The following is a 23,487-nucleotide window of genomic DNA, read 5'->3' as shown; positions in this document are numbered from 1 at the left end:
GGCGGCATCGGCGCCCCTTTTTCTTTGTCTTCGGCGGCACCGCTTGTTACATGGGTTAATCGGCACCGCGACCGGCTTTCAGTTTCGCCGGTCTTGGTTAAAGAGGTCTCAACGAGATCGGGGTACGAGGAAACAATGGTAGGCAAAAAGAAGCCTCTCGTCGTCATCACGCGAAAGCTGCCCGACCCGGTCGAGACCCGCATGCGCGAACTGTTCGACGCCCGGCTGAATGTCGAGGACAGGCCGATGACGCAGCCGGAACTGGTTGCGGCGGTCAAGGAGGCCGACGTGCTGGTGCCGACGGTGACCGATCACATCGATGCGGCACTGATCGCCCAGGCCGGCGACAACCTCAAGCTGATCGCCAATTTCGGCAATGGCGTCGACAAGATCGATGTCGAGGCCGCGGCCAAGAGGGGCATCACCGTCACCAACACGCCCAATGTGCTGACCGAGGACACCGCCGACATGACCATGGCGCTGATGCTGGCGGTGCCGCGGCGGCTGGCGGAAGGGGCCAACGTGCTCACCGGCGACAAGAAATGGGCCGGCTGGTCGCCGACCTGGATGCTTGGCCGGCGCATCTGGGGCAAACGGCTGGGTATTGTCGGCATGGGGCGCATCGGCACCGCCGTCGCCAGGCGGGCCAAGGCCTTCGGTCTGTCGATCCATTACCACAACCGCCATCGCGTGCTGCCGGCCGTCGAAGACGGGCTGGAGGCGACCTATTGGGAAAGCCTCGATCAGATGCTGGCCCGCATGGACATCATTTCGGTCAATTGCCCATCGACGCCGGCAACCTTCCATCTGCTTTCGGCGCGGCGGCTGGCGTTGCTGCAGCCCACGGCCTATATCGTCAACACCGCGCGCGGCGACATCATCGACGAGGAAGCACTGGTCAAGCTGATCCAGGACGGCAAGATTGCCGGCGCCGGCCTTGATGTCTACGAGCACGAGCCGGCGCTGAACGGCAAGCTGCTGAAGCTCGCCGCCAAGCACAAGGTCGTGCTTCTGCCGCATATGGGCTCGGCGACGCTCGAGGGCCGCATCGACATGGGCGAAAAGGTCATCATCAACATCCGCGCCTTCGTCGATGGCCACCGCCCACCGGACCGCGTGCTGCCGCTGCGGACGTAATGCTGTTTGCGCGCACGATCCTGAGCGTAAGATAAGGGTTACTCAACAGCCTTGCGCATGGTGATCGAGGTCGGCCTGTCGTAGCCCTCATGCGCCGTCCGCTCGGTTTCGTGAAAGCCGAGGCGGCTAAAGGCTGCATGGTTTGCGGTCAGCTCGATCCGCGTCTGAAGCTCGATTGCCACCTTGCCGCGGCTGCGGGCAAGATCTTCGACCGCCTGCATCAACCGCCGGCCAATGCCTTGTCCCTGGCAATCCGGCGCGATGGCGAGCTTGCCGACATAGAGTTCCGCCACCCTTTCAAGAGCAAAGACACAGCCGACGATCCTGTCGCCGTTGAGCGCCACGAAGCCGGTCTCCTGCCGCGCCTTGTCCCGCAGAATGTCGGCGGTCAGCAGGTTGGCCGAGGAGGGCGGGTCGATGACGCCGTCCATCGAGGCGAAGGCATGCATGATCAGTGCGAGCACATCGTTCCAACGGTCGAAATCGGCCGGGATCTGCGTGATGGAGACAGCTTCGGCCTGCTCCACGGGTCAGTTTCTCTTGTAGCGGATCGTGTCGAAGCGCGCCGCCAGCGCGTCATAGAGCAGCAGCCTGCCGACCAGCGGCTCGCCGACGCCGGTGATCAGCTTGATCGCCTCCATTGCCTGCAGCGTGCCGACGACACCGGTCAGCGCGCCAAGCACGCCGGCTTCGGCACAGGACGGCACCAGGCCAGGCGGTGGCGCCTCGGGAAACAGATCGCGGTAGCCCGGGTTGGGGCTGCCGTCCTTGCCGTCCTCGAATGGCTTCAACACCGTGACGGAGCCATCGAAGCGTCCGACGGCGGCATGCACCAGCGGTTTCCCAGCGTTCGCGCAGGCATCGGCCACCACATAGCGGGTTTCGAAATTGTCGGAACCGTCGACGACGATGTCATAACCGGCGACGAGGGCAGCGGCGTTATCCGCGGTCAGCCGGAACGTGTGCGTTTCGACAATGGTGTTGGGATTGATGCGGGCGATCGCCGCTTCGGCGCTCTGGGTTTTCAGCATGCCGACGGTATCGGTGCCGTGAATGACCTGACGCTGCAGGTTGGACAGCGAAACGGTGTCGTCATCGACCACGCCGAGCGTGCCGACGCCGGCGGCGGCAAGATATTCCAGCACCGGCGCGCCCAGGCCGCCGGCGCCGATGAGCAGCACCCGCGCCTGCTTCAGTCTCTGCTGGCCGGCGCCGCCAATCTCGGGCAGCACGATGTGGCGGGCATAGCGTTCGATCTCGTCGGCGGTCAGGGCGGCAGGGGTCATTGCCGGATCATATAGTGCCGGAAAAACCTTGTCAGGGGCCTTCGGTTGGCCCAACCGTACCGTGGTCGACGGTCAGGAATTGCGCACGCCCCGTGAGACTGGAAAACAGCGCCGCGTCGGTTCCTGTCATGAACACCTGGCAGTTCAATTCTTCCAGGATCGAAAACAGCGCCGCGCGGCGCCCGCCATCGAGATGCGCGGCGATCTCGTCGAGCAGCAGGATCGGCGTCATGCCCGACATTTCGCCGGTCAGCCGGGCATGCGACAGCACGATGCCGACCAGCAGCGCCTTCTGTTCGCCTGTCGAACAGAGTTCGGCCGGCATCGCCTTGGGACGGTGCCGAACCACCAGGTCCGAACGATGTGGTCCTTCGAGCGTGCGCCCGGCGGCACGGTCGCGGTCGCGGCCGTCGGCAAGCGTCCGGCGGAAGCGCTCCTCGACATCGACTGCCGGCGCGGCGGCAATTTCGGCTTCCAGGTCGCCCGAAAGGCCGATATCGGCCTGCGGGAACGGCCCCGTATCGGGCAGCCTGTCGATCATGGCGGCAAGCAGACGCACCATCTCGGCCCGCGCCGCGGCGATCGCCACACCGGTTTCGGCCATCTGCGTCTCGATCGCGTCGAACCAGCGGTCGTCCCGGGATCCTTCGGTAAGCAATCGATTACGACCGCGCATCGCCTTCTCGTAGTCGATCGCACGCTGCCCGTGTCCTGGGTCGATCGCCAGCACCAGCCGGTCGAGAAAGCGCCGGCGATCCGCGGCCGGTCCGGTGAACAACGCATCCATCGCCGGCGTCAGCCACACCACGCGCAGCCATTCCAGCATGTCCTCGGCCGAACGCGCCGGAGCTCCGTTGATGCGCACTCGCCTGCCGCCTTCGCCGGGGTTGTCGCCGCCGGAAATGCCTGTTCCAATCTCGACCTGGCCATCAGGCCCGTCGAGCCGGGCATGCAGGGCAAAGCCGCCGTCGCCACCCTCGCGCGCGACATCAGCGTAAGGGGCGCGGCGCAAGCCACGGCCCGGTGTCAAAAAGGAGATCGCTTCGAGGAGATTGGTCTTGCCGGCACCGTTGTCGCCGGAAAAAACCACAGCACCCGGCGCCAGATCGATCGTCAGCGCCGCGTAGTTGCGAAAATTAGTAAGCGTAAGCTTACTTATGTGGGTCTGTGCCGGCAACCGCTATCCGCCTGTCGAGCGATTCCTCGTTTCAAGGAAACGCCAAGCCGCTCTATCTCTTTGTTTTGACGCAATTCCGGACGGAAAACCGTTTCACACTTTTCCTGGAATTGCTCTGGAAGTAGCCGTAACCATCGTTCTCAGGGCCGGTCCCGGCCGCAGAGCCGGATCGATGACTCGACCCCGGCTACACCCGCATCGGCATCAGCACATAGAGTGCGGTTTCGTCGGCCATATCGTGGATCAGCGTCGGCGAACCGGCATCGGCCAGCATGAACTTGGCCTCCGTGCCGGTCAGTTGCGCGGCAACGTCTAGCAGATACTTGGCGTTGAAGCCGATTTCGATCGGATCGGACGAATAGTCGGCGGCCAGTTCCTCGGTGGCGCTGCCCGAATCCGGATTGTTGACCGCAAGCGTCACCTGGCCCTCGCTGATCGAAAGCTTCACCGCGCGGCCGCGCTCGGAGGAGATGGTCGAGACGCGATCGACAGCGGCAGCAAAACTCTGGCGGTCGATGATCAGCTTCTTGTCGTTGCCGGTCGGAATGACCCGCTGATAGTCGGGGAAGGTGCCGTCGATCAGCTTCGAGGTCAAAATCACGCTGCCGATGGTGAAGCGGATCTTGGTGTCCGACAGTTCGGTGGTGACCGCGACATCCGGATCGTCGACCAGCTTCTGCAGCTCGCTCACCGTTTTGCGTGGAATGATGATGCCCGGCATACCCTCGGAACCCGCCGGTGCGTCGATCTCGGCGCGCGCCAGGCGGTGGCCGTCGGTCGCCACCGAGCGCAGCTTCAGCTTGCCGCCGACCTCATGCGTGTGCAGGTAGATGCCGTTCAGATAATAGCGTGTCTCTTCGGTGGAGATGGCGAACTGGGTCTTCTCGATCAGGCCTTTCAAGGCAACCGAGTCGAGACGAAAGATATGCGAGAACGATCCGGCCGAAAGCTCGGGGAAGTCGGATTGTGGCAGGCATTGGAGGCGGAAGCTTGAGCGGCCTGACGTCACCGTCATGGCGTTGCCGTCCTCGTCCGTCTTCAGCATCACCTCGGCGCCATCGGCGAGCTTGCGCACGATGTCGTAGAGCAGATGTGCCGGAACCGTCGTCGCCCCGCCGCGCTCCACCTTGGCGGGCGTCGCTTCCGTCACCTCGAGGTCGAGATCGGTCGCCTTCATTTCAAGGCTGGCGCCCTCGGCGCTGAGCAGCACGTTGGACAGGATCGGTATGGTGTTGCGCCGCTCGACCACACGGTGGACGTGGTTGAGCGACTTCAGAAGATTTGACCGTTCCAGGATAACACGCATGACGAAACAGGCTCGCTTGAATGAATGACGGGTCACCAATGAGCGGCGTCCCGTGAAAGGTCTGAACAGGCTCAGAATCTAAGTAAACTGACAGGAAAAAACCGGCGAACGCAAGCCCGCGCCACCGGTTAGGGTCGGCTGCGCGGGCTTTCTGGGGATAAAGGGCACGTAGCCCGCGAGCCGGTGTTGTAAAACCGAAATTCGGGTCGCTTCCAGGTGGCGCCGCGAGCCCATTCCGGGCACCGGCCCGCCCTGGCAAGCCATTGAATTCCGGTGTTGTTCCGGTTCGGGCTCGCCCGAACCGGTCAGGCCTGGTCGTTGATCAACCGCCTCAAGAGCTCGAGTTCCTGCGCCAGGGTGTTGTCGTTGCCGGAAAGGTCCTCGATCTTGCGCACGGCGTGCAGCACCGTGGTGTGATCGCGGCCGCCGAAACGCCGTCCGATTTCGGGCAACGAGCGCGGCGTCATCACCTTCGACAGGTACATGGCCACCTGCCGCGGCTTGACGATGGTGCGCGTGCGCCGGTTGGACAGCAATTCGGTCTTCGACACATTGTAGTGGCGCGCGACGATGCGCTGGATGTCCTCGATACGGACCCGCTTCGGTTCGCCGGTGCGATAGATGTGGCCGAGTATCTCGTCGATCCGATCGATGGTGATCTGCGGCTCGAAGGATTGACGGAACAGCAGCTGGTTGAATGCGCCTTCCAGTTCGCGTCCGCTGCCGGTCACGGTGCGGGCAACGTGATTGAGGATCTCTTCCGAAATGTTCAGCGACGCATCATCGATCCTGGCGGTGGTAAGGCGCAATTTGAGCATGCCAAGGCGCATGGCGAAATCGGGCGCCGACATTTCAAGCGCGACACCGCCATTGAGGCGCGAACGGACCCGCGGTTCGAGCGACTCCAGTTCCGACGGCGGCCGGTCGGCGGCAACGACGACCTGCTTGGCGCTGTCGAGCAACATGTTGATCAGGTGGCAGAATTCATGCTGGATCGACTTGCCCTGCAGGAACTGCATGTCGTCGATGATGAGCAGGTCGATGTCGCGCAGCTGTTCCTTGAGCGTCAGCGCGTTGTTGTCACGGATCGCGGTGGCAAAACGCCACATGAAATACTCGGCCGTGAGATAGACGACGCGCGACTTGGGATTCTGCTTGAGCGATTCCGCGGCGATGGCCTGCAGCAAATGTGTCTTGCCGAGCCCGACGGTCGCGTGAAGGAAAAGTGGGTTGAAGCGCACCGCGCTCGACTGCGATTCCGCCACTGCCTTGGCGGCGGCGAAGGCCACCCGGTTCGACGGTCCCTCGATGAAGGAGCCGAATGTATAGCGAGGATCTAGCGGTGACCCCAGCACATTGTGCCGGAATTCGCTCTCGACCGGTGTGCCCGGACGCGGAACCGGTGCACGCTCTGTCCGGCCGGGGCTGACCGTGCCGGCGGCAAGCGCCGTCAGCGTCTGCCGCGTCATCTTGCGTGCCGGCACCGCCTCCGGCTCGGCCTGGCTGCGTCCCTGACGGGTCGCCGTGCGCACGACGATGTCGATCTTGAGGAGATCGGGATCCTCCTGCTTCCACAGCTCGGAGATGAGGTCGAGATAGTGGCCGTTGATCCATGAGCGCAGGAAGGCGGTGGGCACCGAGATGCGGACAATGCCCTTGGAAGCTTCCGCGACCTTCATGCGGCCGAACCAGCTCGAATAGACTTCGGCTCCCAGGCGCGCCTTCAACTGGGTCTTGACCCGGTCGAATTTTTGTTCCGCGTCGCTGGACACCGCCATGCCGTTTGCTCCGATCAAAGTTCCAGGAAATGGGAGGTCGCTCGCAAGCTCCCTTTCGATGCCGCTCTGCATGATCTTTTCCTTGTCCTTCCGTACCTGTTTTCCACCGGGGATGCGCCTCCTGCATCCGGTTCCGGCGACTGCGTCTTTGCTACGATGTCCGCTGCGGCCGCCGGCAGATGAACGTCGCCCATTATCCGGGGGAACCGGTGCCGGCTCATGGAAGCCAGTCCGCGTTGGGTATGTCAGGGCAATACAAAGCCGTCCGGCGAAAAGAGCGCCGGCGCGCTGTCTACCTGCCATGTCTAGTTACGCCAGTCCCCTACCGTATCGAAAAAGACAAACCAAACCCGTCCGCGGACTTGATCCGCGTTGCAAATCCCGCCAATTTAAGCTGGCCGATTCAGGCTGGGTTAAGGGCCAGAGGCCCGTCCCTTTCGATAGATCGACATTACCGAAATCGCTGTGGATAGGGCAAGACCACGTCTAACGGATTTTTAAGGAATCTGGTCAGTGGAGGCGGGTTCGAATGGCGTGCCGCAACGGCACATTTTAACAAAGCCATTGTGATTCAAACCCTTTTCCGGCGAATATGAAAAACCCGGCGCGGCGCGAAATATTCTGAAATATTTTACTTGACAGCCACTTGTCCCCCATCGCCCCGGCTCTATGTGGACAAGCTGTGGATCACCGCCTGTAAGCATCTGAAAAATATAGACTATTTCTGATAGCCAAGAATCTTCAGGTCAGTCCTTTTCAAGCATGCCGACCAACAGCAGGCATGCATATGCCGGCAAAGTATTCCTAATGGTGAAATCCGCATAAGACGCCGTTTCCGGACATTCTTTTTAAGTGCTTGCCGGCAAACGAAAAAACCCGGCACAAACGGCCGGGTTCGAAAGAACGACAGTCTAGGGACGTAATGTCAGGCCGACAGAACCTTGACCCGCTGAGCCAGTCGCGACACCTTGCGGGACGCCGTGTTCTTGTGGATCACGCCCTTGGTTGCGGCGCGCATCAATTCCGGCTCCGCGATCTTGAAGGCAGCCTGCGCGGCGGCCTTGTCACCGGAGGCAAGTGCCTCTTCGACCTGGCGGATATAGGTGCGGACGCGGGAGCGGCGGTTCTTGTTGATCGCTGCGCGGCGTACGATCTTGCGCGTTGCCTTTTTGGCCGAGGATGTATTGGCCATGATGCCTCTCTTCTGATCTGGTGGGCGCATGCGGGATGCCGCAGGGCGCAAAAAACATACGGGCAGCCACGGGGCCACCTCGGTTGGTGCGGCTTATAGTTCAGCTTTTCCGGCGCGTCAACGCTGCCTGGCCTTCTTTTTGGCGGCCAACGGCCTTCTTCTTCGTAGCCGAAGGATTGGCGTCAGCGGTTGGTGAAATTCGGCTTCCGCTTCTCGGCGAACGCCGCCATGCCTTCCTTCTGATCGTCCAGTGCAAACAGCGAGTGAAACAGGCGGCGCTCGAATCGCAATCCCTCGGCAAGCGTCGTTTCAAAGGCGCGGTTGACAGCCTCCTTTGCCATCATCACCGATGGCAGCGAGAAACTGGCGATCTTGGCTGCCGCCTTCAGCGCCTCCTCGACAAGGTCGCCGGCAGGCACGACCCGCGACACCAGACCCGAACGCTCGGCTTCCGCGGCATCCATCATCCGCCCGGTCAGGCACATGTCCATCGCCTTCGCCTTGCCGACGAAGCGGGTCAGCCGTTGCGACCCGCCCATGCCTGGAATGACGCCGAGCGTGATCTCGGGCTGGCCGAACTTTGCCGTATCGGCGGCGATGATAAAATCGCACATCATCGCCAGTTCGCAGCCGCCGCCGAGCGCATAGCCTGCTACCGCGGCGATAACAGGCTTTCGCGCCCGGGTAAGCTCCTCCCAACCGACAAAGAAGTCTTGGGCGTAGGCGTCCGCATAGGAGATCGACTGCATCTCCTTGATGTCGGCGCCGGCGGCGAAAGCTTTTTCCGAACCGGTGATGACCATGGCGCCGATACCGGCATCGGCGCTGAAACCGTTCACGGCAGCGACCACTTCGGTCAGGACCTGCGAGTTCAGCGCGTTGAGCGCCTGCGGCCTGTTCAGCCTGATCAGCCCGACCTTGCCATGCGTCTCGGTGATGATCGTTTCATAGGTCATGGCTGCTTCTCCTCGCTCGCGCTCGTCTAACTCACCGCTGACATGTCCGGCAATAGAAGGTCGATCGGCCGCTCTGCACGATCCGTTCGATGTGGCCACCGCAGCTGGGCTTCGAGCAGGCCTCTCCTTCACGGTCGTAGACGGCGAAGGAGTGCTGGAAATAGCCCAGTGACCCGTCGGTCTGCATATAGTCCCGCAATGAGGACCCGCCAGCCGCGATCGCATCTGATATCACCGAGCGAATGGCTTCGGCGAGGTGTTCGCTTTGGGCCTTGGCTTTCTTTCCGGGCTTGGCGATCGTGCCCGCCTCGCGCAGCGGCGACAGGCTGGCGCGCCACAGCGCCTCCGACACATAGATGTTGCCGAGCCCGGCGATCAGCCTCTGGTCGAGAAGCGCTGCCTTCAGCGGTGATCGCCGCCCTTTCATCAACGAGGCAAGCAGCATGCCGTCCAACGTGTTGCCCGTTGGTTCGACGCCGAGCCCGGCCAGCATTGGATGAACGTCCGGCGGCCCTTCCGCAAACAACATGAAGCCGAAGCGGCGCGGATCATTGAAGATCACGCGGGATCGGGCGCCTGCCGGAGATACGACATGGAAGACGACGTGGTCGTGATTGGAGTTCTTCGAGCGGTCGTGCTGGAAGATACCGGGCATGCCGCTGCCGTCCGCCGTCTCGATGCGGAATGAGCCCGACATGCCGAGATGGCAGATCAGCACGGGACCGCCTTCCAGATCCATCGTCAGATATTTGGCCCGGCGGCCGAGTGCCGTGATCGTCTTGCCGGTCAGCCGCTGCGAGAATTTCTCGGGAAATGGAAAGCGCAAATCCGGTCGGCGCGCCTCGACACGGGCGATGGTGGCGCCTTCCAGAACCGGCTGCAGTCCGCGCCGGACGGTTTCGACCTCCGGCAATTCAGGCATGACCGCCAATCGCCGCATAAAAAGAAGTGCCGTAACGGCCGTGCGCCAGCCCAAGATGCTCGGCCACGGTTTCACCGATGTCGGCGAATGTCGTTCTCAACCCGATGTCGCCGCCCTTGAAACCCGGTCCGGTGCCGATCACCGGAATGCGCTCGCGCGTATGATCGGTCCCTTGCCAGGTCGGATCGTTGCCGTGATCGGCCGTCAGGATGAGAAGATCGCCCTGCCGCAGCCTTGCAAATGCCTCAGGCAGTCGCCGGTCGAAGGCTTCGAGCGCGGCAGCATAACCTGCAACGTCGCGGCGATGACCGAATTCGGTGTCGAAGTCGACGAAATTGGCGAAGACGAGATCGCCGCCGCCGGCATCGTCCATCGCGCCCAGCGCCTCGTCGAACATCGCCATGTTGCCCGCCCCTTTGCGCACTTCCGAGATTCCACGGTGGGCGAAGATGTCGCCGATCTTGCCGACAGCGATGACACGGCTGCCACGCGCCGTCAGCCTATCGAGCAGGGTCGGCTCCGGCGGTGGCACGGCGTAGTCATGACGGTTGTAGGTTCGCTCGAAAGTGGCGGTGGTTTCGCCGACGAACGGCCGCGCGATCACCCGTCCGATCCTCAGCGGATCAACCAGCCTGCGCACCACCTTGCAGAATTCATAGAGCCGCTCGAGGCCGAAATGGACTTCATGCGCGGCTATCTGCAGGACCGAGTCGACGGACGTGTAGCAGATCGGCTTGCCGGTGCGGATGTGCTCCTCGCCGAAGCGCTCGATGATCTCGGTGCCCGGCGCATGACAATTGCCGAGAATGCCCGGCACCTTGCCTTCGCGGATCATCGCCTCGGTCAGTTCAGCCGGAAAGGCGGGAACCGTATCCGGGAAATAGCCCCAGTCCAGGCGCACCGGCAGGCCGGCGATTTCCCAATGGCCCGACGGCGTGTCCTTACCGCTCGAAACCTCCTGCGCCGCGCCGTGGAAGGCAGTGGCAAGCAGATCCGGCCCGCTGCTGGCAAAGCCCAGTCCGGTCGCCGTTTCGGCAGCCTTGCCAAGCCCGAGTGAGGCCATGTGGGGGACAAACAGCGGTCCGCTGCGAAGCCCTTCGCGATCCGCGCGGCCTTCGGCACAGGCTTCTGTGATGTGGGCGAATGTGTTGGCGCCGGCATCGCCGTAGCGGTCTGCGTCGGCCGCGCCGCCGATGCCGAAGGAGTCCAGAACGAAGAGGAAAGCGCGCGCCATCGAGTTGTTGCCAGTTTGAACGACCAGACATAGGGTTCCGCGACTTCATTGGCAATTCGGAAACCAAACGGCAACGGCTAGGCGTGATAGTCCAGTGACGTCGTCTGATGCAGCGGTTTTGGGCAACGACATGCACAAACAAGAAGGCGTGTCGCAACGATGCGACGGACATGGGCATGGGTCTAGAAAAACAGACGGCGGTTTTGTCATGAGCGTTGCGCTGAAGGCGTCTGCTGCCCTCATGCTGGTTCAGGTCGCGTTCTGGTCCAATCCGGCGCATGCCGACTGGCGTGATGATATCGGCACCTTTCGCATCGGCATCGTTGCCGAGCCAGGCGCCGGCAACACCGTTCCGGGGCTGGCTGTGTTGACCGACGCCTACACCAAGGCCTTGGGCATGAAGGTCGAGTTTGTCGTTGCGCGTGACTATGCCGCGTTGATCGAGGCGCAGGCCGATGCCCGCATCGAATACGCGATCTATTCGGCGACCGCCTATGCGACAGCTTCGCAGCGCTGCTTATGTATCGAGCCGCTTGTGGCTCCGGTCGATTCCGACGGCGCGATCGGCATCCGCTCCGTTCTGCTGACGCGGGACGGCAAGCCGCCCGACCTGGCGGCTATGGAGAGCCATCGCATCGCCATGGCGCCTTTGGACAGCGTCGGCGGTTCTCTCTTGCCATTGGCGGCCTTGGCCGAAGAAGGTCGCAAGGTCGCGGAAGACGCACCGTTTCTGGTCCATGCCGACTCGGCCGCGGCAGCCGAAACGATGCTGGTCGATGGCAAGGCCGATGGCCTGTTCGGCTGGGTGACGGCCGTTGCCGACGGCCAGCGGGAAGCATCGGGTACGCAGGCAAGGCTTGAAGCGGCAGGGCTTTCGGCGGCGGCACTTCGGGTCGTATGGTCGTCGGGCCTGCTGAGATATGGCCCCCACGCGGTGCGCAGCGATCTCGACCCGGAAGCCAAGCGCCGGCTCACCGTGTTCCTCACCAACCTCAAGTCGACCACGCCTGATATCTACGACCTCCTGGAATCGGAGCATTCCGGCGGCTTCGCTATCGTCGCGCCGAAGGACTACGAGATGGCGGCTTCTATCGTGCGCTTCGTCTCGGGCAGTGGTTCGCGGCAATAGAACTCCGTCCGCAACGCCCTTCGAACCGCCTGGCGGCGTCTCGGTTCAACAGTTGGTGCAAGGGATCGTCGCGCTTCTGCGCGGACGCAGATAGTAGGTTTCGCTCATCGATAGGTTGTTGAAAGTCGAGCCCAAGCCAAGGCCCAGGACCGTCTTGTAGGTGAGAATGCTGTCGACGCGGATGAGGAAGGTGTCGGCGACCAAGAGTTTTGGTGGAACTGTGGTGGTGGTAGGGCCAGCGCCGTCGCGGCCATCGATCAGCTGGCGCGACCACTTTACCTGCAGCGGCCTCGTTATGTCGGTCGGGACCTGTATTGCCGTGATGGTGATTTTCGGTTTCGAGCGGGTGTAGGGCTGAAGGGTGACGGAACCGATCTCCATGATGGCTTTGAGAGTCGTCTGGTCGGCGGTCGGCTGCTGGGTGACGAGATCAGCCACCATGCTGCCGATACGACTGACCTTCTTGCTGGTCTCTATGGCTTGTGACGCCTCCATTGTCACAAGATACATGATCAGCAGAATAGGCATGATCAAGGCGAATTCGACCGCCGCGATGCCGCGGCGATCGGACCAGAATCGACTTGCTTTCCGCCAAATTCCCGTAGTCCCAAGATGTGCCCCCGCACGCATCATGCCCATTGCCCTTTTTCTTTTACTGCTCGCGCATCCGCCTCGAACTCAGTTGTCGAACGGCTCGTTCTGCCAGGTCACGGACGCGAAATGCAGAGTCTTGTTGCCGCCCATCGACTGGGCCAACAGGTCGGTCATGATGGGCCATTTGTAAAAGACCCGAAGCATGTTCCGCGACTCCGCCGCACCCGCCGTAACGACAAAGTTTTGCTCGGTGGTGCCGTTCGTCAGCTTGACATCGTTGTCCTTGATCTTGAAGCCGGCCAAGGCCGCGTCGGCGAATGTCGCATATTGGCGAAGGTCCACCAGCAGCTGAAGCTTGCAATCCTGGGCGACGATGATCTGCAGTTTGTTGCAGATCGTGGTCTTCAACCCGTCTTCAGTGACGGTGGCTGCCTTTAACTGGCCGGTGCGCAACTGGCGCGCGACATCGTCGGTGATGTTGGCCATCACTTCCTGGGCGGCGAACGAGATGCAGCTTTCCAGAATGGCAAAGACAAGCAATGCGAACGGGACTGAAAGGATCGCGAATTCGATTGCCGTGGCGCCGCGCCGGTCGCGAAGAAAACGGGCGAAAAACCTTGGGCGTCTCGCCTTGTGTTCGCTTGCGGAGCCGAATTCCTTGCTCATGTCTGATCCTGCCGATCTCTATGCGGTCTCGGAAGGAGCATTAGCGCAAACCAATTGAGGTCCGGTTCGAATGACCGTTAAAGTCGGCGCTGGCGTTTTAACCAGCCGATAACCTGAACGGCATTCGGCTACACCATCCTACCGGGCGACGCTCATCTCCGCTTCGGAGGACTTCTCCGCATCGCTCTTGTAGGAGCTTTCGCAATAAGGCGTGCAGGACATCGTCTGTATTTCGGCGCGCCGATAAATACGCACGGACGAGGCGGCCTGCCGCACGACGGTAACCTGCTCGTCGACGATCGGGCTGCCGTCGGTGTCGAGCACGACCAGATTGGTGACGCCGAAGCCTTTGCCGGTCAGCACGATCGTCGAGGCGTCCTGCACGGATGCGTCGGCGATTGCCGGGTTGCCGACCACGATCGTGTCCGCGGGACGCGACAGTTTGACGATTTTAGCCTGGTTCATCGTGACCTCGATGCCGGCGCCGGCCATGGCTGGCGCGACGAAGGTCGTGGCGGCAAGAAGCGCGGCAATCACGATTGACGATCTCGGCTGGGCCATTGAGGCGCTCCACGCAGGCAGACTGATCAACGGAACATGAACGAGATTGGTGAACCAACGGTTAAGCGCGCGATGTTGCCAATGGTCTAATGCTCGACAAGGCCGCCCGCGAGACGCGGTCCAGCCGGCGTCGCAAGCCCACCAAACCCCGATCTGGAAGGTTAGGCGGTACTTTAGCCCGAAGTTAACCACGCAATGTGTTCGAACCGGGAAAGGAATCGGTAAGGCTGTTTATTAAGCCGATCGAAAGAGCTTCTCCCTAGATTGGCAGCATCCGATCAACCATCACAGAAGTTGACGGAAGTGCTGTAACACGTGGAGTAGGAGCTCTCGAATGTCTAATCTCATCGCACGTTTTGTGAAGGACGAATCCGGCGCGACCGCTATCGAATATGGTCTGATCGCCGCTCTCATCGCGCTCGCCATCATCACTGGCGCCGGCACGCTTGGCACTGCGCTCAACGCTAAGTTCACCAACATCGGCGATCGCTTGAACGACGCACCTTGAACGACGCGCAGCTGATCGGCCTTATCGCCGAGCGCTGGATTACGTTTTGGAAAAGGGCCGCCACGTGGCGGCCCTTTTTCCATGCCGCTGCCGACATCAGTCGTCTTTTCGTTCCGGGCCTCATCAATCGTTAATCGAACATGCCTAGATTGAGCCCCGTGAAATCGGACAATAGGCATGGCGCCGATGCTTGAAGCCCTGATCTTCGTCGTTTTTCCGTTCTGCATGCTGTTTGCGGCGATCTCCGACATGCTGTCGATGACGATCGCCAATCGCGTGCCGGTGCTGCTTGTCGTTGTCTTCGCGCTGGTCGCGCCGCTGACGGGTATGGACTGGGCGGCCTATGGCGGACATTTCGCCGCTGGCGCCCTGGTCTTGGCCGTGACGTTCGGGCTGTTTGCAATGGGCGGCATGGGCGGCGGCGACGCCAAGCTTCTGGCTGCCACCGCGATGTGGATGGGTCTCAATGTGAATCTCGTCGAGTATCTTGTCGCCTCGACAATCATCGGTGGCCTGCTGACGCTCGCTATCATCCTCTACCGGAAGTCACTGCTTGCCGCTGTTACTGGCCAGAATCCGTTTCTCCGTCATTTCGCTGACGAGGCAAAAGGTGTTCCCTACGGCGTAGCGCTCGGCCTTGGTGGGTTGCTGACCTATCCGGATTCGCCTTTGATGGTATGGGCGCTCACCAGGCTGTCGGCCTGAGCGCGATTTAATTTCGTTGTCTGTCAGCATTGCCGCAACCGGTTCTCAACAGGCCGGCCCGGCCATTTTGGCCGGCCAGGCCACATTCCGGCTAATTTATGTAAACCTTAAATTAATCACGATCGTAAGTATTACATTAACCTTGTTTTGACGATTGCCGCTGCAAAGTCCGGCTTGGCTACGTGGTTTGCCAGGGCAGGGGTTCGGACAGATGCCAGCATCGCGATTGATAATTCTGAGCGTGGCGGTGGCCGCGGCGGGTGGCGCAGGCTATGTCGCGAAAAACATGGTGGCACCGCCGCCACAGGTCGTCGTCGATTCCGGCCCCCAGGCCCCGGCGGTGGCTCTGCAGGACGTGCTTGTGCTTTCGGGCGACGTTCCGATGGGCAACCCGATCGAAAACAACGTCGCCTGGCAATCCTGGCCCGCCGACGGCGTCAATGCGAATTTCATCACCCGCGCCGCCGAGCCAGAGGCGCTGGACAAGCTGAAAAGTTCCATTGCCCGTGTGGCGATGTATGCCGGAGAGCCTCTGCGGCGTTCCAAGCTGATTGGCGAGGGGCAAAGCTTCATGTCGTCGATCCTGCCTTCCGGCATGCGGGCGGTCGCTACGGCCATCTCGGCCGACACGTCGGCCGGCGGCTTTATTCTTCCGAACGATTTCGTCGATGTCATCATGACTCGCAGGGCCGATGCCAGCGCCGCTGGCGCCGGTTTCAACACTGAGACCATCCTCAAGAACATCCGGGTCCTGGCCATCGACCAGACCATTCAGGAGGACGAGGAAGGCAAGAAAACCAGGGTGGGCCAGACCGCCACGCTGGAACTGACGCCCAAGCAGGCAGAGATCATCACCGTCGCCCAACAAATGGCGGATCGCCTGACCCTGGCACTGCGCGCGGTCGCCGACACGCAGGAAAAGAATCTGGGTGAGGCCGACTATCTCGTTTCCGGCAATGGCCGCAGGGGAACTGTGAGGCTGATCAAGTCGGGCGAAGTTTCCGAAGTAGGGGCAAGGAAATGAGGCTAAGTGGTAAACTGCCGGCAATCGCAGCCGCGGCATTCGGCCTGCTGCTCGTCGGAACGAATGTGCAAGGCAGCGTTGTCGAAGCAAAGAACGCGCAGGTCACGGCATCGACGGCCACCCAGCGCGTCAAGCTGGGTCTCAACAAGTCGGTGGTCATCGACCTGCCGAGCGATGCCTATGACATTCTCGTCGCCAACCCGGCGGTGGCCGATGCGGTGACCCGCACCGCAAGGCGCATCTACCTGTTCGGCAAGGCGGTCGGCGATACGAACATCTTTGTCTTTGGCCCGAATGGCGAGCAGATCGTCAGCCTGGATCTGGCCGTCGAACGCGACGTTGCTGGCCTTGAGGATTATATCAGGCGCTTCCTGCCGACGTCGGCCATCAAGGTCGAACTGCTGAATGACAACGTCGTCCTGACCGGAACGGTCGACACGCCGCTGGACGCAAAACGCGCGGTCGACCTGGCGACGATCTTCGTTTCGGGCGGTGAAGCGACGACGGGCCAATATTCGCAGACCGCGGCCGGCGGTTCGGCCCAGAGCGGTGTCGACATCAATAATCCGGACCAGGAGCGCCGAACCAGCAAGATCGTCAACCTGCTCCAGATCATCGGCGACGATCAGGTCACGCTGAAGGTGACGGTCGCCGAAGTCAGCCGTTCGGTGATGAAGCAGCTCGGCGTCAACATGGTCGGCAGCGGTGGCAGCAACGGCATCAGCTATGGCGCGATCAGCGACAATTTCACCGGTCTCGGCAAGCAACTGTCGAATTCGGGCTTTCAGATCGGCGCGTCGGGGCTGCAGGCTTATGTCAACGCCATGGAGCAGTCCGGGGTCATGAAGACCTTGGCGGAGCCGACCCTGACCGCCGTGTCTGGGGAGAAGGCGACCTTCAAGGTCGGTGGTGAATACAACATGGTGACAAATGTCGACCAGAAGGTATCCACCGACAACCAGACTGGGTTGAAGACCTACACCGTCGAAAAGATCGAGTACGGCATCGGCCTGGAATTCCAGCCGGTAGTGTTGTCTCCCGGCCGCATAAGCCTGAAAGTACGAACCTCGGTTTCCGAGCCAACAACCGAGGGATCCGTATCGTTGTCCGAAGGCGTGACGAGTGCCGGCATGAACGCCCTTTCGCTTCGCAAGCGACTTGCCGACACAACGGTGGAACTGCCATCTGGCGGCTCCATGATGATCGCCGGCCTGGTTCGCGACGATGTCAGGCAAGCCGTCAACGGATTGCCTGGGCTGACAAAGATACCGGTGCTCGGCGCGCTCTTCCGCAGCAGGGACTTCGTGCGCAACGAGACCGAGCTCGTCATCATCATCACGCCCTATCTGGTGAAGCCGGTGGCGCGCAACGACCTTGCCAAGCCGGACGACAATTTCAACGCCGCCAGCGACGGCGCCGCCATGTTCCTCGGCCGCGTCAATCGCGTCTACGGCACTATGCAGACCGACAAGCCTAACGGCCGCTACCACGGCGTCGTCGGCTTCATCTACAAGTAAGCGGGGAAGCGGACATGTCTCAGTCAGCATTGAAGGCAAGCACCATCGCCACTAGGATGCGCCTTGGCAGTTCGCAGGTCTGCCGGCGAGCCGTTCCGGTCGTGGCGGTTGCAGTGGCGGCGCTGCTCGCCGGCTGCGCCCATCGCGACAGCATCACGGTTGGCGCCATCCCGGATGACTATCGCACCAACCATCCAATCGTGATCGCGGAGAAGAATCAGAAGATCGACCTGCCTGTCGGGGCCGGTGACCGCGGCATGACCGGCTCGCAGCGCGATACGCTTCTTGGCTTCCTCGACGGCTATGACAAGAGCGCCGCCCCGACGCTGACGATCCAGGTCCCGAGCGGATCGGCCAATGAGATTGCCGCGACGGCGGCCGGCCGTGATTTCGCCAGGCTCGCAGTCGCCAGCGGCATCAAGCGCAACCGCATCGTCGTGGTCTCCTATCAGGCCGGCTCGAGCGAGACATCCGCCCCGGTTCGCGTCTCCTATATCTCGGTGAGAGCCCAGACCGACAAATGCGGACGCTGGCCCGACGACCTCGTCGATACGTCGGAAAACAAGCACTATGCCGATTTCGGCTGCTCCTATCAGAACAATCTTGCCTCCCAGATGGCCAATCCGGCCGATCTGCTCGGCCCGCGCAAACCCTCCACAATCGATGCTGAAAATCGCGGCGCGGTGATCGATGTCTATCGTGCAAGAGGCATTTCGGACGAGTTCCTCGGCAATTCGGAAGTGACGTACTGAGCCGCCAGTCTCGGATTGAACAGGCCACGGAAAAGAGCATGACGATGAGCAACCTTGCCTACGATGCCCCGGTGGACGGCAGCGATACCTCGCAACAGGATATCGCCGCGATGCAGGCGTTGCGGCCGATCCCGCGCATCTCGATCCAGGCATTTTGCGAGACCGAGGGCGTTGCCAATCCGGTCGAGCGCGCCGGCGAGGATCGCCGCATGACGAAGGCGCATCTCAAGGTCCATATGGGTGGCGTCCCTACCGCCATCGAATTCTACCAATCGGCGCCAACGCCCAACCTGATCCTGCTGGAATCGCGCAGCGAGCCGAAGCAATTGCTGGAGCAACTCGCCCAACTCTCGGAATATTGCGATCCGACTTCCAGGGTGGTGGTGATCGGTCATTACAATGATGTCGGTCTCTACCGCGAACTCATCCGCAACGGCATTTCCGAATATGTGATCGCACCGGTGTCGATGGCCGACATCGTCAGCGTGGTGTCGTCGATTTTCATCGATCCGGAAGCCGAGCCGCTCGGCCGCTCGATCGCTTTTGTCGGCGCCAAGGGTGGTGTCGGCTCCTCGACGATTGCCCACAATGTGGCTTGGGCGATGTCCTCCCTGTTCAAATCCGAAGTGGTCGTCGCCGATCTCGATCTGGCTTTCGGCACAGCCAACATCAATTTCGACCAGGATCCGGCGCAAGGCATCGCCGAGGCGGTGTTTTCACCGGAGCGCATCGATGAAGTCTATCTTGATCGGTTGTTGACCCAATGCGCCGAGCATTTGTCACTGCTGGCAGCGCCTTCGACGCTCGAACGGGTCTATGATTTCGATCCCGAGGCCTTCGCGCAGCTCATCGACACCGCTCAGCGCAGCGTGCCGCTTTTGGTGCTCGATGTTCCCCATGCCTGGACGGGCTGGACCAAAAACACCTTGGTCAAGGCCGACGAAGTCGTCATCACGGCGACGCCGGAGCTGGCCAATCTGCGCAACACCAAGAACCTCGTCGACATGCTCAAACGGCTTCGTCCCAACGACCCGCCGCCGAAGCTGATCATCAACCAGGCCGGCGTCCCGAAGCGCCCGGAGATTTCGCCGTCCGATTTCGCCGAGCCGCTCGGCCTGTCGCCGATGTCGGTCATTGGTTTTGATCCGTTGCTGTTCGGCAATGCCGCCAACAACGGACGCATGCTCGGCGAAATGGATGCCAAGAACCCGGTTGTCGCGATAATCAACGAAATGGCGCATGTGCTGACCGGGCGCAGCGAAATCAAGGTCAAGAAGAAGGCCGGGCTCGGCAACCTGCTCGGCAAGCTCTCGCGCAACAAGAAGTGACGCTTCAGCAGTGGAATCGGTAGTCGATCATGTTTGGTAAAAGAGGCAACGACGACGGCAACCGGTTCACGCCGGAATTTCGCCAGCCGGCACCGGCGCCTGTTGCGCCGCCAGCTGCAAGTTCCGCGGACACGGCGGTTCTGGCTCGGCCCGCGGCTGCGCTAAGCGCACCTGTCGCGCCGCCGGTGCGCCGTGCGGTCGAGGCACCGCCATTGGCGCCTGAACCAAAGCGGGTACAGCGCGAAAAGAGCGAAACGTACTACGACACCAAGAGCCAGGTTTTTTCCGCGCTCATCGACACCATCGATCTGTCGCAGCTTTCCAAGCTTGATCCTGAAAGCGCGCGCGAGGAAATCCGCGACATCGTCAACGACATCATCGCGATCAAGAATTTCGCGATGACGATCGCCGAGCAGGAAGAGCTGCTCGAGGACATCTGCAACGATGTGCTCGGCTATGGGCCGCTCGAGCCGCTGCTCGCACGCGACGACATCGCCGACATCATGGTCAATGGCTCCAGGAACGTCTACATCGAAGTCAACGGCAAGGTCGAACAGACCGGCATCCGCTTCCGTGACAACCAGCAGCTCCTCAACATCTGCCAGCGCATCGTCAGCCAGGTTGGCCGCCGTGTCGACGAATCCAGCCCGATCTGCGACGCGCGCCTTCCCGACGGCTCCCGCGTCAACGTCATCGCGCCGCCGCTCTCCATCGACGGCGCCACGCTCACCATCCGCAAATTCAAGAAGGACAAGCTGACGCTCGATCAGCTGGTCAAGTTCGGCGCCATCTCACCGCAGGGCGCCGAAGTTCTCAAGATCATCAGCCGTGTTCGCTGCAACATCGTCATCTCTGGCGGTACCGGCTCTGGCAAGACGACGCTGCTCAACTGCCTGACCAACTACATCGACCGCGAGGAACGCGTCATCACCTGCGAGGACTCGGCCGAGCTGCAATTGCAGCAGCCGCATGTCGTGCGCCTTGAAACCCGTCCGCCCAATCTGGAGGGCGAGGGTGAGGTGACGATGCGCGACCTGGTCAAGAACTGTCTGCGCATGCGGCCCGAGCGCATCATTGTCGGCGAAGTGCGCGGACCCGAAGTGTTCGATCTTCTGCAGGCGATGAACACCGGCCATGACGGCTCGATGGGAACGATCCACTCGAACAGTCCGCGCGAATGCCTGAACCGTATCGAATCCATGATCGCCATGGGCGGTTATTCGCTGCCGCAGAAGACAGTGCGCGAAATCGTCGTCGGTTCCATCGACGTGATCATCCAGGCGGCGCGTCTGCGCGACGGATCGCGCCGCATCACCCACATCACCGAGGTGATCGGGATGGAGGGCGACGTCATCATCACGCAGGATATCGTCCTCTACAACATCAAGGGCGAGGACGCCAATGGCAGGCTGCTGGGAGAGCACGTATCGACCGGCATCGGTCGGCCGCATTTCTGGGAGCGGGCCCGCTACTATGGCGAGGAGCAGCGCCTCGCCATTGCGCTCGAGGCGATGGAGAAACGCGCTGACTGACGCATCCTGGGGCGTAAGGGTTCGGGCCAATGTTTGGAATTGACGGCACAGTACTGGCGTTTGTCGTGCTCGCCGGCTTCAGCGCCGGCGCCGTCGCCTATGCATTTCTGTTCACCCGGATCAGCAACGAGAAACAGGTCGGCAAGCGGCTCGAAACGATCAGGACCGCCGAGACGGATCGCTCGGTCGTCAAGGCTTCGCGCGACCGCGTGGCGGAAGCCACCAAGCGGCGCAAGTCGGTTCAGGACTCGCTCAACGAACTCGACGCAAAGCAGAGAACGAAGGACAGCGCCGTCAAAAAGCCGCCGCTGAAAGCCCAACTCCGTCAGGCCGGCCTGAAGACCACCATCGAGCGCTTCTATATATATTCCGCCGTATGCGGCCTCGTTTTGACGATGGCCGCCTTTGTGGCCGGAGCACCGATGCTCGCCTTGCCGGGCGTGCTGCTGGCCGGAGCGCTGGGCCTGCCGCGCTGGTTCGTCTCGTTCCGTCGCGCCCGCCGGGTCAAGGCGTTCCTCAACGAATTTCCGAACGCGCTCGACATCATCGTGCGCGCGGTCAAATCCGGCCTGCCGCTGAACGATGCCGTACGCCTGATCGCCAACGAATCGCCCGAGCCAGTGAAGACCGAGTTTCGTCGCATCGTCGATTCGCAGCAGATGGGCCTCTCGATCCCCGATGCGACCTTGCGCATGCCCGAAACCATGCCTTGCACGGAGGCAAGCTTCTTCGGCATCGTCATCCAGATTCAGTCGCAGGCCGGCGGCAATCTCTCCGAGGCGCTGGGCAATCTTTCGCGCGTGCTTCGCGATCGCAAGAAGATGAAAGCCAAGGTCGCGGCGCTGTCGATGGAAGCGAAGGCGTCCGCCGCGATCATCGGTGCGCTGCCCTTCATCGTCGCCTTTCTCGTCTACCTGTCGAGCCCGGCCTATCTCATGCCGCTTTTCACCACCAGCGTCGGAAATCTGATCCTTGGTTGCTCGGCGGTCTGGATGTCGATCGGCATCCTGGTGATGCGCAAGATGATGAACTTCGAAGTCTAGGATGCTGGCATGACCGAGCAAGTCATCAAAACCCTGACGGATCCGAGCTTCCTGATCGCGCTGCTGGTCGCAATAGCGGTGTTTGCGACCGCCGTCACCTTGCTGCCGGCGTTTGGCGGAAACCAGCTCAAGTTACGCATGAAAACCGTCGCGCTGGAACGCGACGAACTGCGTGCCAAACAGCGCGCCCGGCTAGCAGTCGAGGCGGATCGCCGTCGCAAGGGCCTGCGCGAGGAACAGTCGGTTGGTATGCGCAACATTGTCGACCGGCTGGATCTGAGGCGCGCGCTCGCCGATGAGGGCACGTTGCAGAAACTCAAGGTGGCCGGGTTTCGCGGCCAGAATCCGCTGACACGTTTTCTTTTCTTTCGTCTCGTGCTTCCCTTTGTCGGTTTCGCGCTGGCCGCAATCTACATCTTCGTGCTCGGAGGGTTGCCCGACAAGCCATTGGTCATCAGGCTGTTCGTCTGCATCCTCGTTGCATATGGCGGCTTCTACGCACCGGTCATCTATGTCAACAACCGCGCCACCAAGCGCAAGCAGTCGATCCAGATGGCATGGCCGGATGGGCTCGATCTGATGCTGATCTGCGTCGAATCGGGCATGTCGGTGGAAGCAGCACTCCGCAAGGTCGCCGACGAGATCGGCGCGCAATCGGTAGCGCTGGCGGAAGAATTCATCCTCACCAACGCCGAGCTTTCCTATCTGCCGGAGCGCAAGCAGGCCTACGAGAACCTGGCAAGCCGCACCGGCCTGGATTCGGTCAAGTCGGTGTCGCAGGCACTCGTCCAGGCGGAGCGCTACGGCACGCCGGTGGCGCATGCACTGCGCGTGCTTGCCGCCGAAAGCCGCGACATGCGCATGAATGCAGCCGAGAAGAAGGCCGCCGCCTTGCCGCCAAAGCTCACCGTGCCGATGATCCTGTTTTTCCTGCCGGTGCTTTTCGCAATCATTCTGGGCCCCGCCGGCATTCAGGTCAGCCAGCGCGGTATCTTCGGAGACCATCCGGCACCTGCAGCAAGCCAGTAGCGGCGAGGAAAATCCCTGTACGATATGAAGAAGCCCCGCGCGAAGCACCGCGGGGTCTTAAATTAAAGAATTTTGCAGTGATATTATAAAAAATAACACACCCACAAAACC

Annotated in this window: 23 protein-coding genes and 1 pseudogene; 11 read left to right on the top strand and 13 right to left on the bottom strand. The window is 61.5% G+C overall.

Going from position 1 to position 23,487, the window contains the following annotated elements:
- Nucleotides 1-135: 135 nt before the first annotated feature.
- A complete protein-coding gene (locus tag NKI73_RS11850; protein WP_352629712.1) occupies nt 136-1,137 on the top strand; it encodes a 2-hydroxyacid dehydrogenase in 1,002 nt (333 codons plus the stop codon).
- 38 nt (nt 1,138-1,175) lie between these two features.
- On the opposite strand, the gene NKI73_RS11845 is transcribed toward NKI73_RS11850, so the two are convergent.
- The 9 genes from NKI73_RS11845 to NKI73_RS11805 all read right to left on the bottom strand — a co-directional run bounded on the left by NKI73_RS11845 (nt 1,176) and on the right by NKI73_RS11805 (nt 10,988).
- Nucleotides 1,176-1,664, bottom strand: a complete 489-nt coding sequence (locus NKI73_RS11845) for a GNAT family N-acetyltransferase (protein ID WP_352629711.1) — start codon at nt 1,662-1,664, stop codon at nt 1,176-1,178.
- A 3-nt stretch (nt 1,665-1,667) separates the two neighbouring features.
- Nucleotides 1,668-2,423, bottom strand: a complete 756-nt coding sequence (locus tag NKI73_RS11840; protein WP_352629709.1) for a molybdopterin-synthase adenylyltransferase MoeB — start codon at nt 2,421-2,423, stop codon at nt 1,668-1,670.
- A 31-nt stretch (nt 2,424-2,454) separates the two neighbouring features.
- On the bottom strand, nt 2,455-3,600 hold the full coding sequence (recF, locus tag NKI73_RS11835; protein WP_352629707.1) for a DNA replication/repair protein RecF: 1,146 nt from the start codon (nt 3,598-3,600) through the stop codon (nt 2,455-2,457).
- 187 nt (nt 3,601-3,787) lie between these two features.
- Nucleotides 3,788-4,906: a DNA polymerase III subunit beta gene (dnaN, locus tag NKI73_RS11830; protein ID WP_352629705.1), complete on the bottom strand. Its 1,119-nt coding sequence runs from the start codon at nt 4,904-4,906 to the stop codon at nt 3,788-3,790.
- A 305-nt stretch (nt 4,907-5,211) separates the two neighbouring features.
- Entirely contained in the window at nt 5,212-6,756 is a 1,545-nt protein-coding gene (dnaA, locus tag NKI73_RS11825; RefSeq protein WP_352629703.1) for a chromosomal replication initiator protein DnaA, read from the bottom strand.
- A gap of 853 nt (nt 6,757-7,609) precedes the next feature.
- On the bottom strand, nt 7,610-7,876 hold the full coding sequence (gene rpsT, locus NKI73_RS11820; RefSeq protein WP_013533694.1) for a 30S ribosomal protein S20: 267 nt from the start codon (nt 7,874-7,876) through the stop codon (nt 7,610-7,612).
- A 182-nt stretch (nt 7,877-8,058) separates the two neighbouring features.
- The gene (locus NKI73_RS11815) at nt 8,059-8,832 is read right to left on the bottom strand and encodes an enoyl-CoA hydratase (RefSeq protein ID WP_352629701.1); all 774 of its coding nucleotides are present in this window, start codon (nt 8,830-8,832) and stop codon (nt 8,059-8,061) included.
- A 31-nt stretch (nt 8,833-8,863) separates the two neighbouring features.
- Entirely contained in the window at nt 8,864-9,754 is an 891-nt protein-coding gene (gene mutM, locus NKI73_RS11810) for a bifunctional DNA-formamidopyrimidine glycosylase/DNA-(apurinic or apyrimidinic site) lyase (protein ID WP_352629699.1), read from the bottom strand.
- The gene (locus tag NKI73_RS11805; protein ID WP_352629697.1) at nt 9,747-10,988 is read right to left on the bottom strand and encodes a phosphopentomutase; all 1,242 of its coding nucleotides are present in this window, start codon (nt 10,986-10,988) and stop codon (nt 9,747-9,749) included. The genes mutM and NKI73_RS11805 overlap by 8 nt, the downstream gene beginning before the upstream one ends.
- Before the next feature lie 208 nt (nt 10,989-11,196).
- Between NKI73_RS11805 and NKI73_RS11800 the strand changes: the two genes are divergently transcribed.
- Entirely contained in the window at nt 11,197-12,117 is a 921-nt protein-coding gene (locus NKI73_RS11800; protein WP_352629695.1) for a phosphate/phosphite/phosphonate ABC transporter substrate-binding protein, read from the top strand.
- A gap of 45 nt (nt 12,118-12,162) precedes the next feature.
- Here the strand turns inward: NKI73_RS11800 and NKI73_RS11795 are convergent, their stop codons facing one another.
- The 4 genes and pseudogenes from NKI73_RS11795 to NKI73_RS11780 all read right to left on the bottom strand — a co-directional run bounded on the left by NKI73_RS11795 (nt 12,163) and on the right by NKI73_RS11780 (nt 13,938).
- A complete protein-coding gene (locus NKI73_RS11795; protein WP_502909560.1) occupies nt 12,163-12,750 on the bottom strand; it encodes a TadE/TadG family type IV pilus assembly protein in 588 nt (195 codons plus the stop codon).
- 45 nt (nt 12,751-12,795) lie between these two features.
- Complete coding sequence (locus NKI73_RS11790; RefSeq protein WP_352629967.1) at nt 12,796-13,197, bottom strand: pilus assembly protein; 402 nt, start codon at nt 13,195-13,197, stop codon at nt 12,796-12,798.
- Between the two features lie 30 nt (nt 13,198-13,227).
- Nucleotides 13,228-13,377 (bottom strand): annotated as a pseudogene (locus NKI73_RS11785) (TadE/TadG family type IV pilus assembly protein); the annotation flags it as partial.
- A gap of 138 nt (nt 13,378-13,515) precedes the next feature.
- Nucleotides 13,516-13,938 (bottom strand): pilus assembly protein N-terminal domain-containing protein, encoded by a 423-nt coding sequence (locus tag NKI73_RS11780; RefSeq protein ID WP_352629691.1) that lies wholly within the window; start codon nt 13,936-13,938, stop codon nt 13,516-13,518.
- Nucleotides 13,939-14,272: 334 nt separating this feature from the next.
- Here NKI73_RS11780 and NKI73_RS11775 point away from each other — a divergent pair, with 334 nt between their 5' ends.
- From NKI73_RS11775 to NKI73_RS11735, 9 genes are all read left to right on the top strand, one after another.
- On the top strand, nt 14,273-14,446 hold the full coding sequence (locus NKI73_RS11775) for a Flp family type IVb pilin (protein ID WP_352629689.1): 174 nt from the start codon (nt 14,273-14,275) through the stop codon (nt 14,444-14,446).
- Nucleotides 14,447-14,632: 186 nt separating this feature from the next.
- A complete protein-coding gene (locus NKI73_RS11770; RefSeq protein WP_352629953.1) occupies nt 14,633-15,151 on the top strand; it encodes an A24 family peptidase in 519 nt (172 codons plus the stop codon).
- 211 nt (nt 15,152-15,362) lie between these two features.
- The gene (gene cpaB, locus NKI73_RS11765; RefSeq protein ID WP_352629687.1) at nt 15,363-16,175 is read left to right on the top strand and encodes a Flp pilus assembly protein CpaB; all 813 of its coding nucleotides are present in this window, start codon (nt 15,363-15,365) and stop codon (nt 16,173-16,175) included.
- The gene (locus NKI73_RS11760; protein WP_352629685.1) at nt 16,172-17,692 is read left to right on the top strand and encodes a type II and III secretion system protein family protein; all 1,521 of its coding nucleotides are present in this window, start codon (nt 16,172-16,174) and stop codon (nt 17,690-17,692) included. The genes cpaB and NKI73_RS11760 overlap by 4 nt, the downstream gene beginning before the upstream one ends.
- 14 nt (nt 17,693-17,706) lie before the next feature.
- The gene (locus NKI73_RS11755) at nt 17,707-18,444 is read left to right on the top strand and encodes a CpaD family pilus assembly protein (protein WP_352629683.1); all 738 of its coding nucleotides are present in this window, start codon (nt 17,707-17,709) and stop codon (nt 18,442-18,444) included.
- Nucleotides 18,445-18,482: 38 nt separating this feature from the next.
- Nucleotides 18,483-19,772: a CpaE/TadZ family protein gene (locus tag NKI73_RS11750; RefSeq protein ID WP_352629681.1), complete on the top strand. Its 1,290-nt coding sequence runs from the start codon at nt 18,483-18,485 to the stop codon at nt 19,770-19,772.
- Between the two features lie 29 nt (nt 19,773-19,801).
- Entirely contained in the window at nt 19,802-21,304 is a 1,503-nt protein-coding gene (locus NKI73_RS11745) for a TadA family conjugal transfer-associated ATPase (RefSeq protein WP_352629680.1), read from the top strand.
- 29 nt (nt 21,305-21,333) lie between these two features.
- The gene (locus NKI73_RS11740; RefSeq protein WP_352629677.1) at nt 21,334-22,347 is read left to right on the top strand and encodes a type II secretion system F family protein; all 1,014 of its coding nucleotides are present in this window, start codon (nt 21,334-21,336) and stop codon (nt 22,345-22,347) included.
- A gap of 9 nt (nt 22,348-22,356) precedes the next feature.
- Complete coding sequence (locus NKI73_RS11735; RefSeq protein ID WP_352629675.1) at nt 22,357-23,376, top strand: type II secretion system F family protein; 1,020 nt, start codon at nt 22,357-22,359, stop codon at nt 23,374-23,376.
- Nucleotides 23,377-23,487: the final 111 nt, after the last annotated feature.

This window comes from Mesorhizobium sp. M0496, assembly GCF_040321205.1.
Lineage (GTDB): Bacteria > Pseudomonadota > Alphaproteobacteria > Rhizobiales > Rhizobiaceae > Mesorhizobium.
This window is presented reverse-complemented; position numbering and strand designations above follow the sequence as displayed.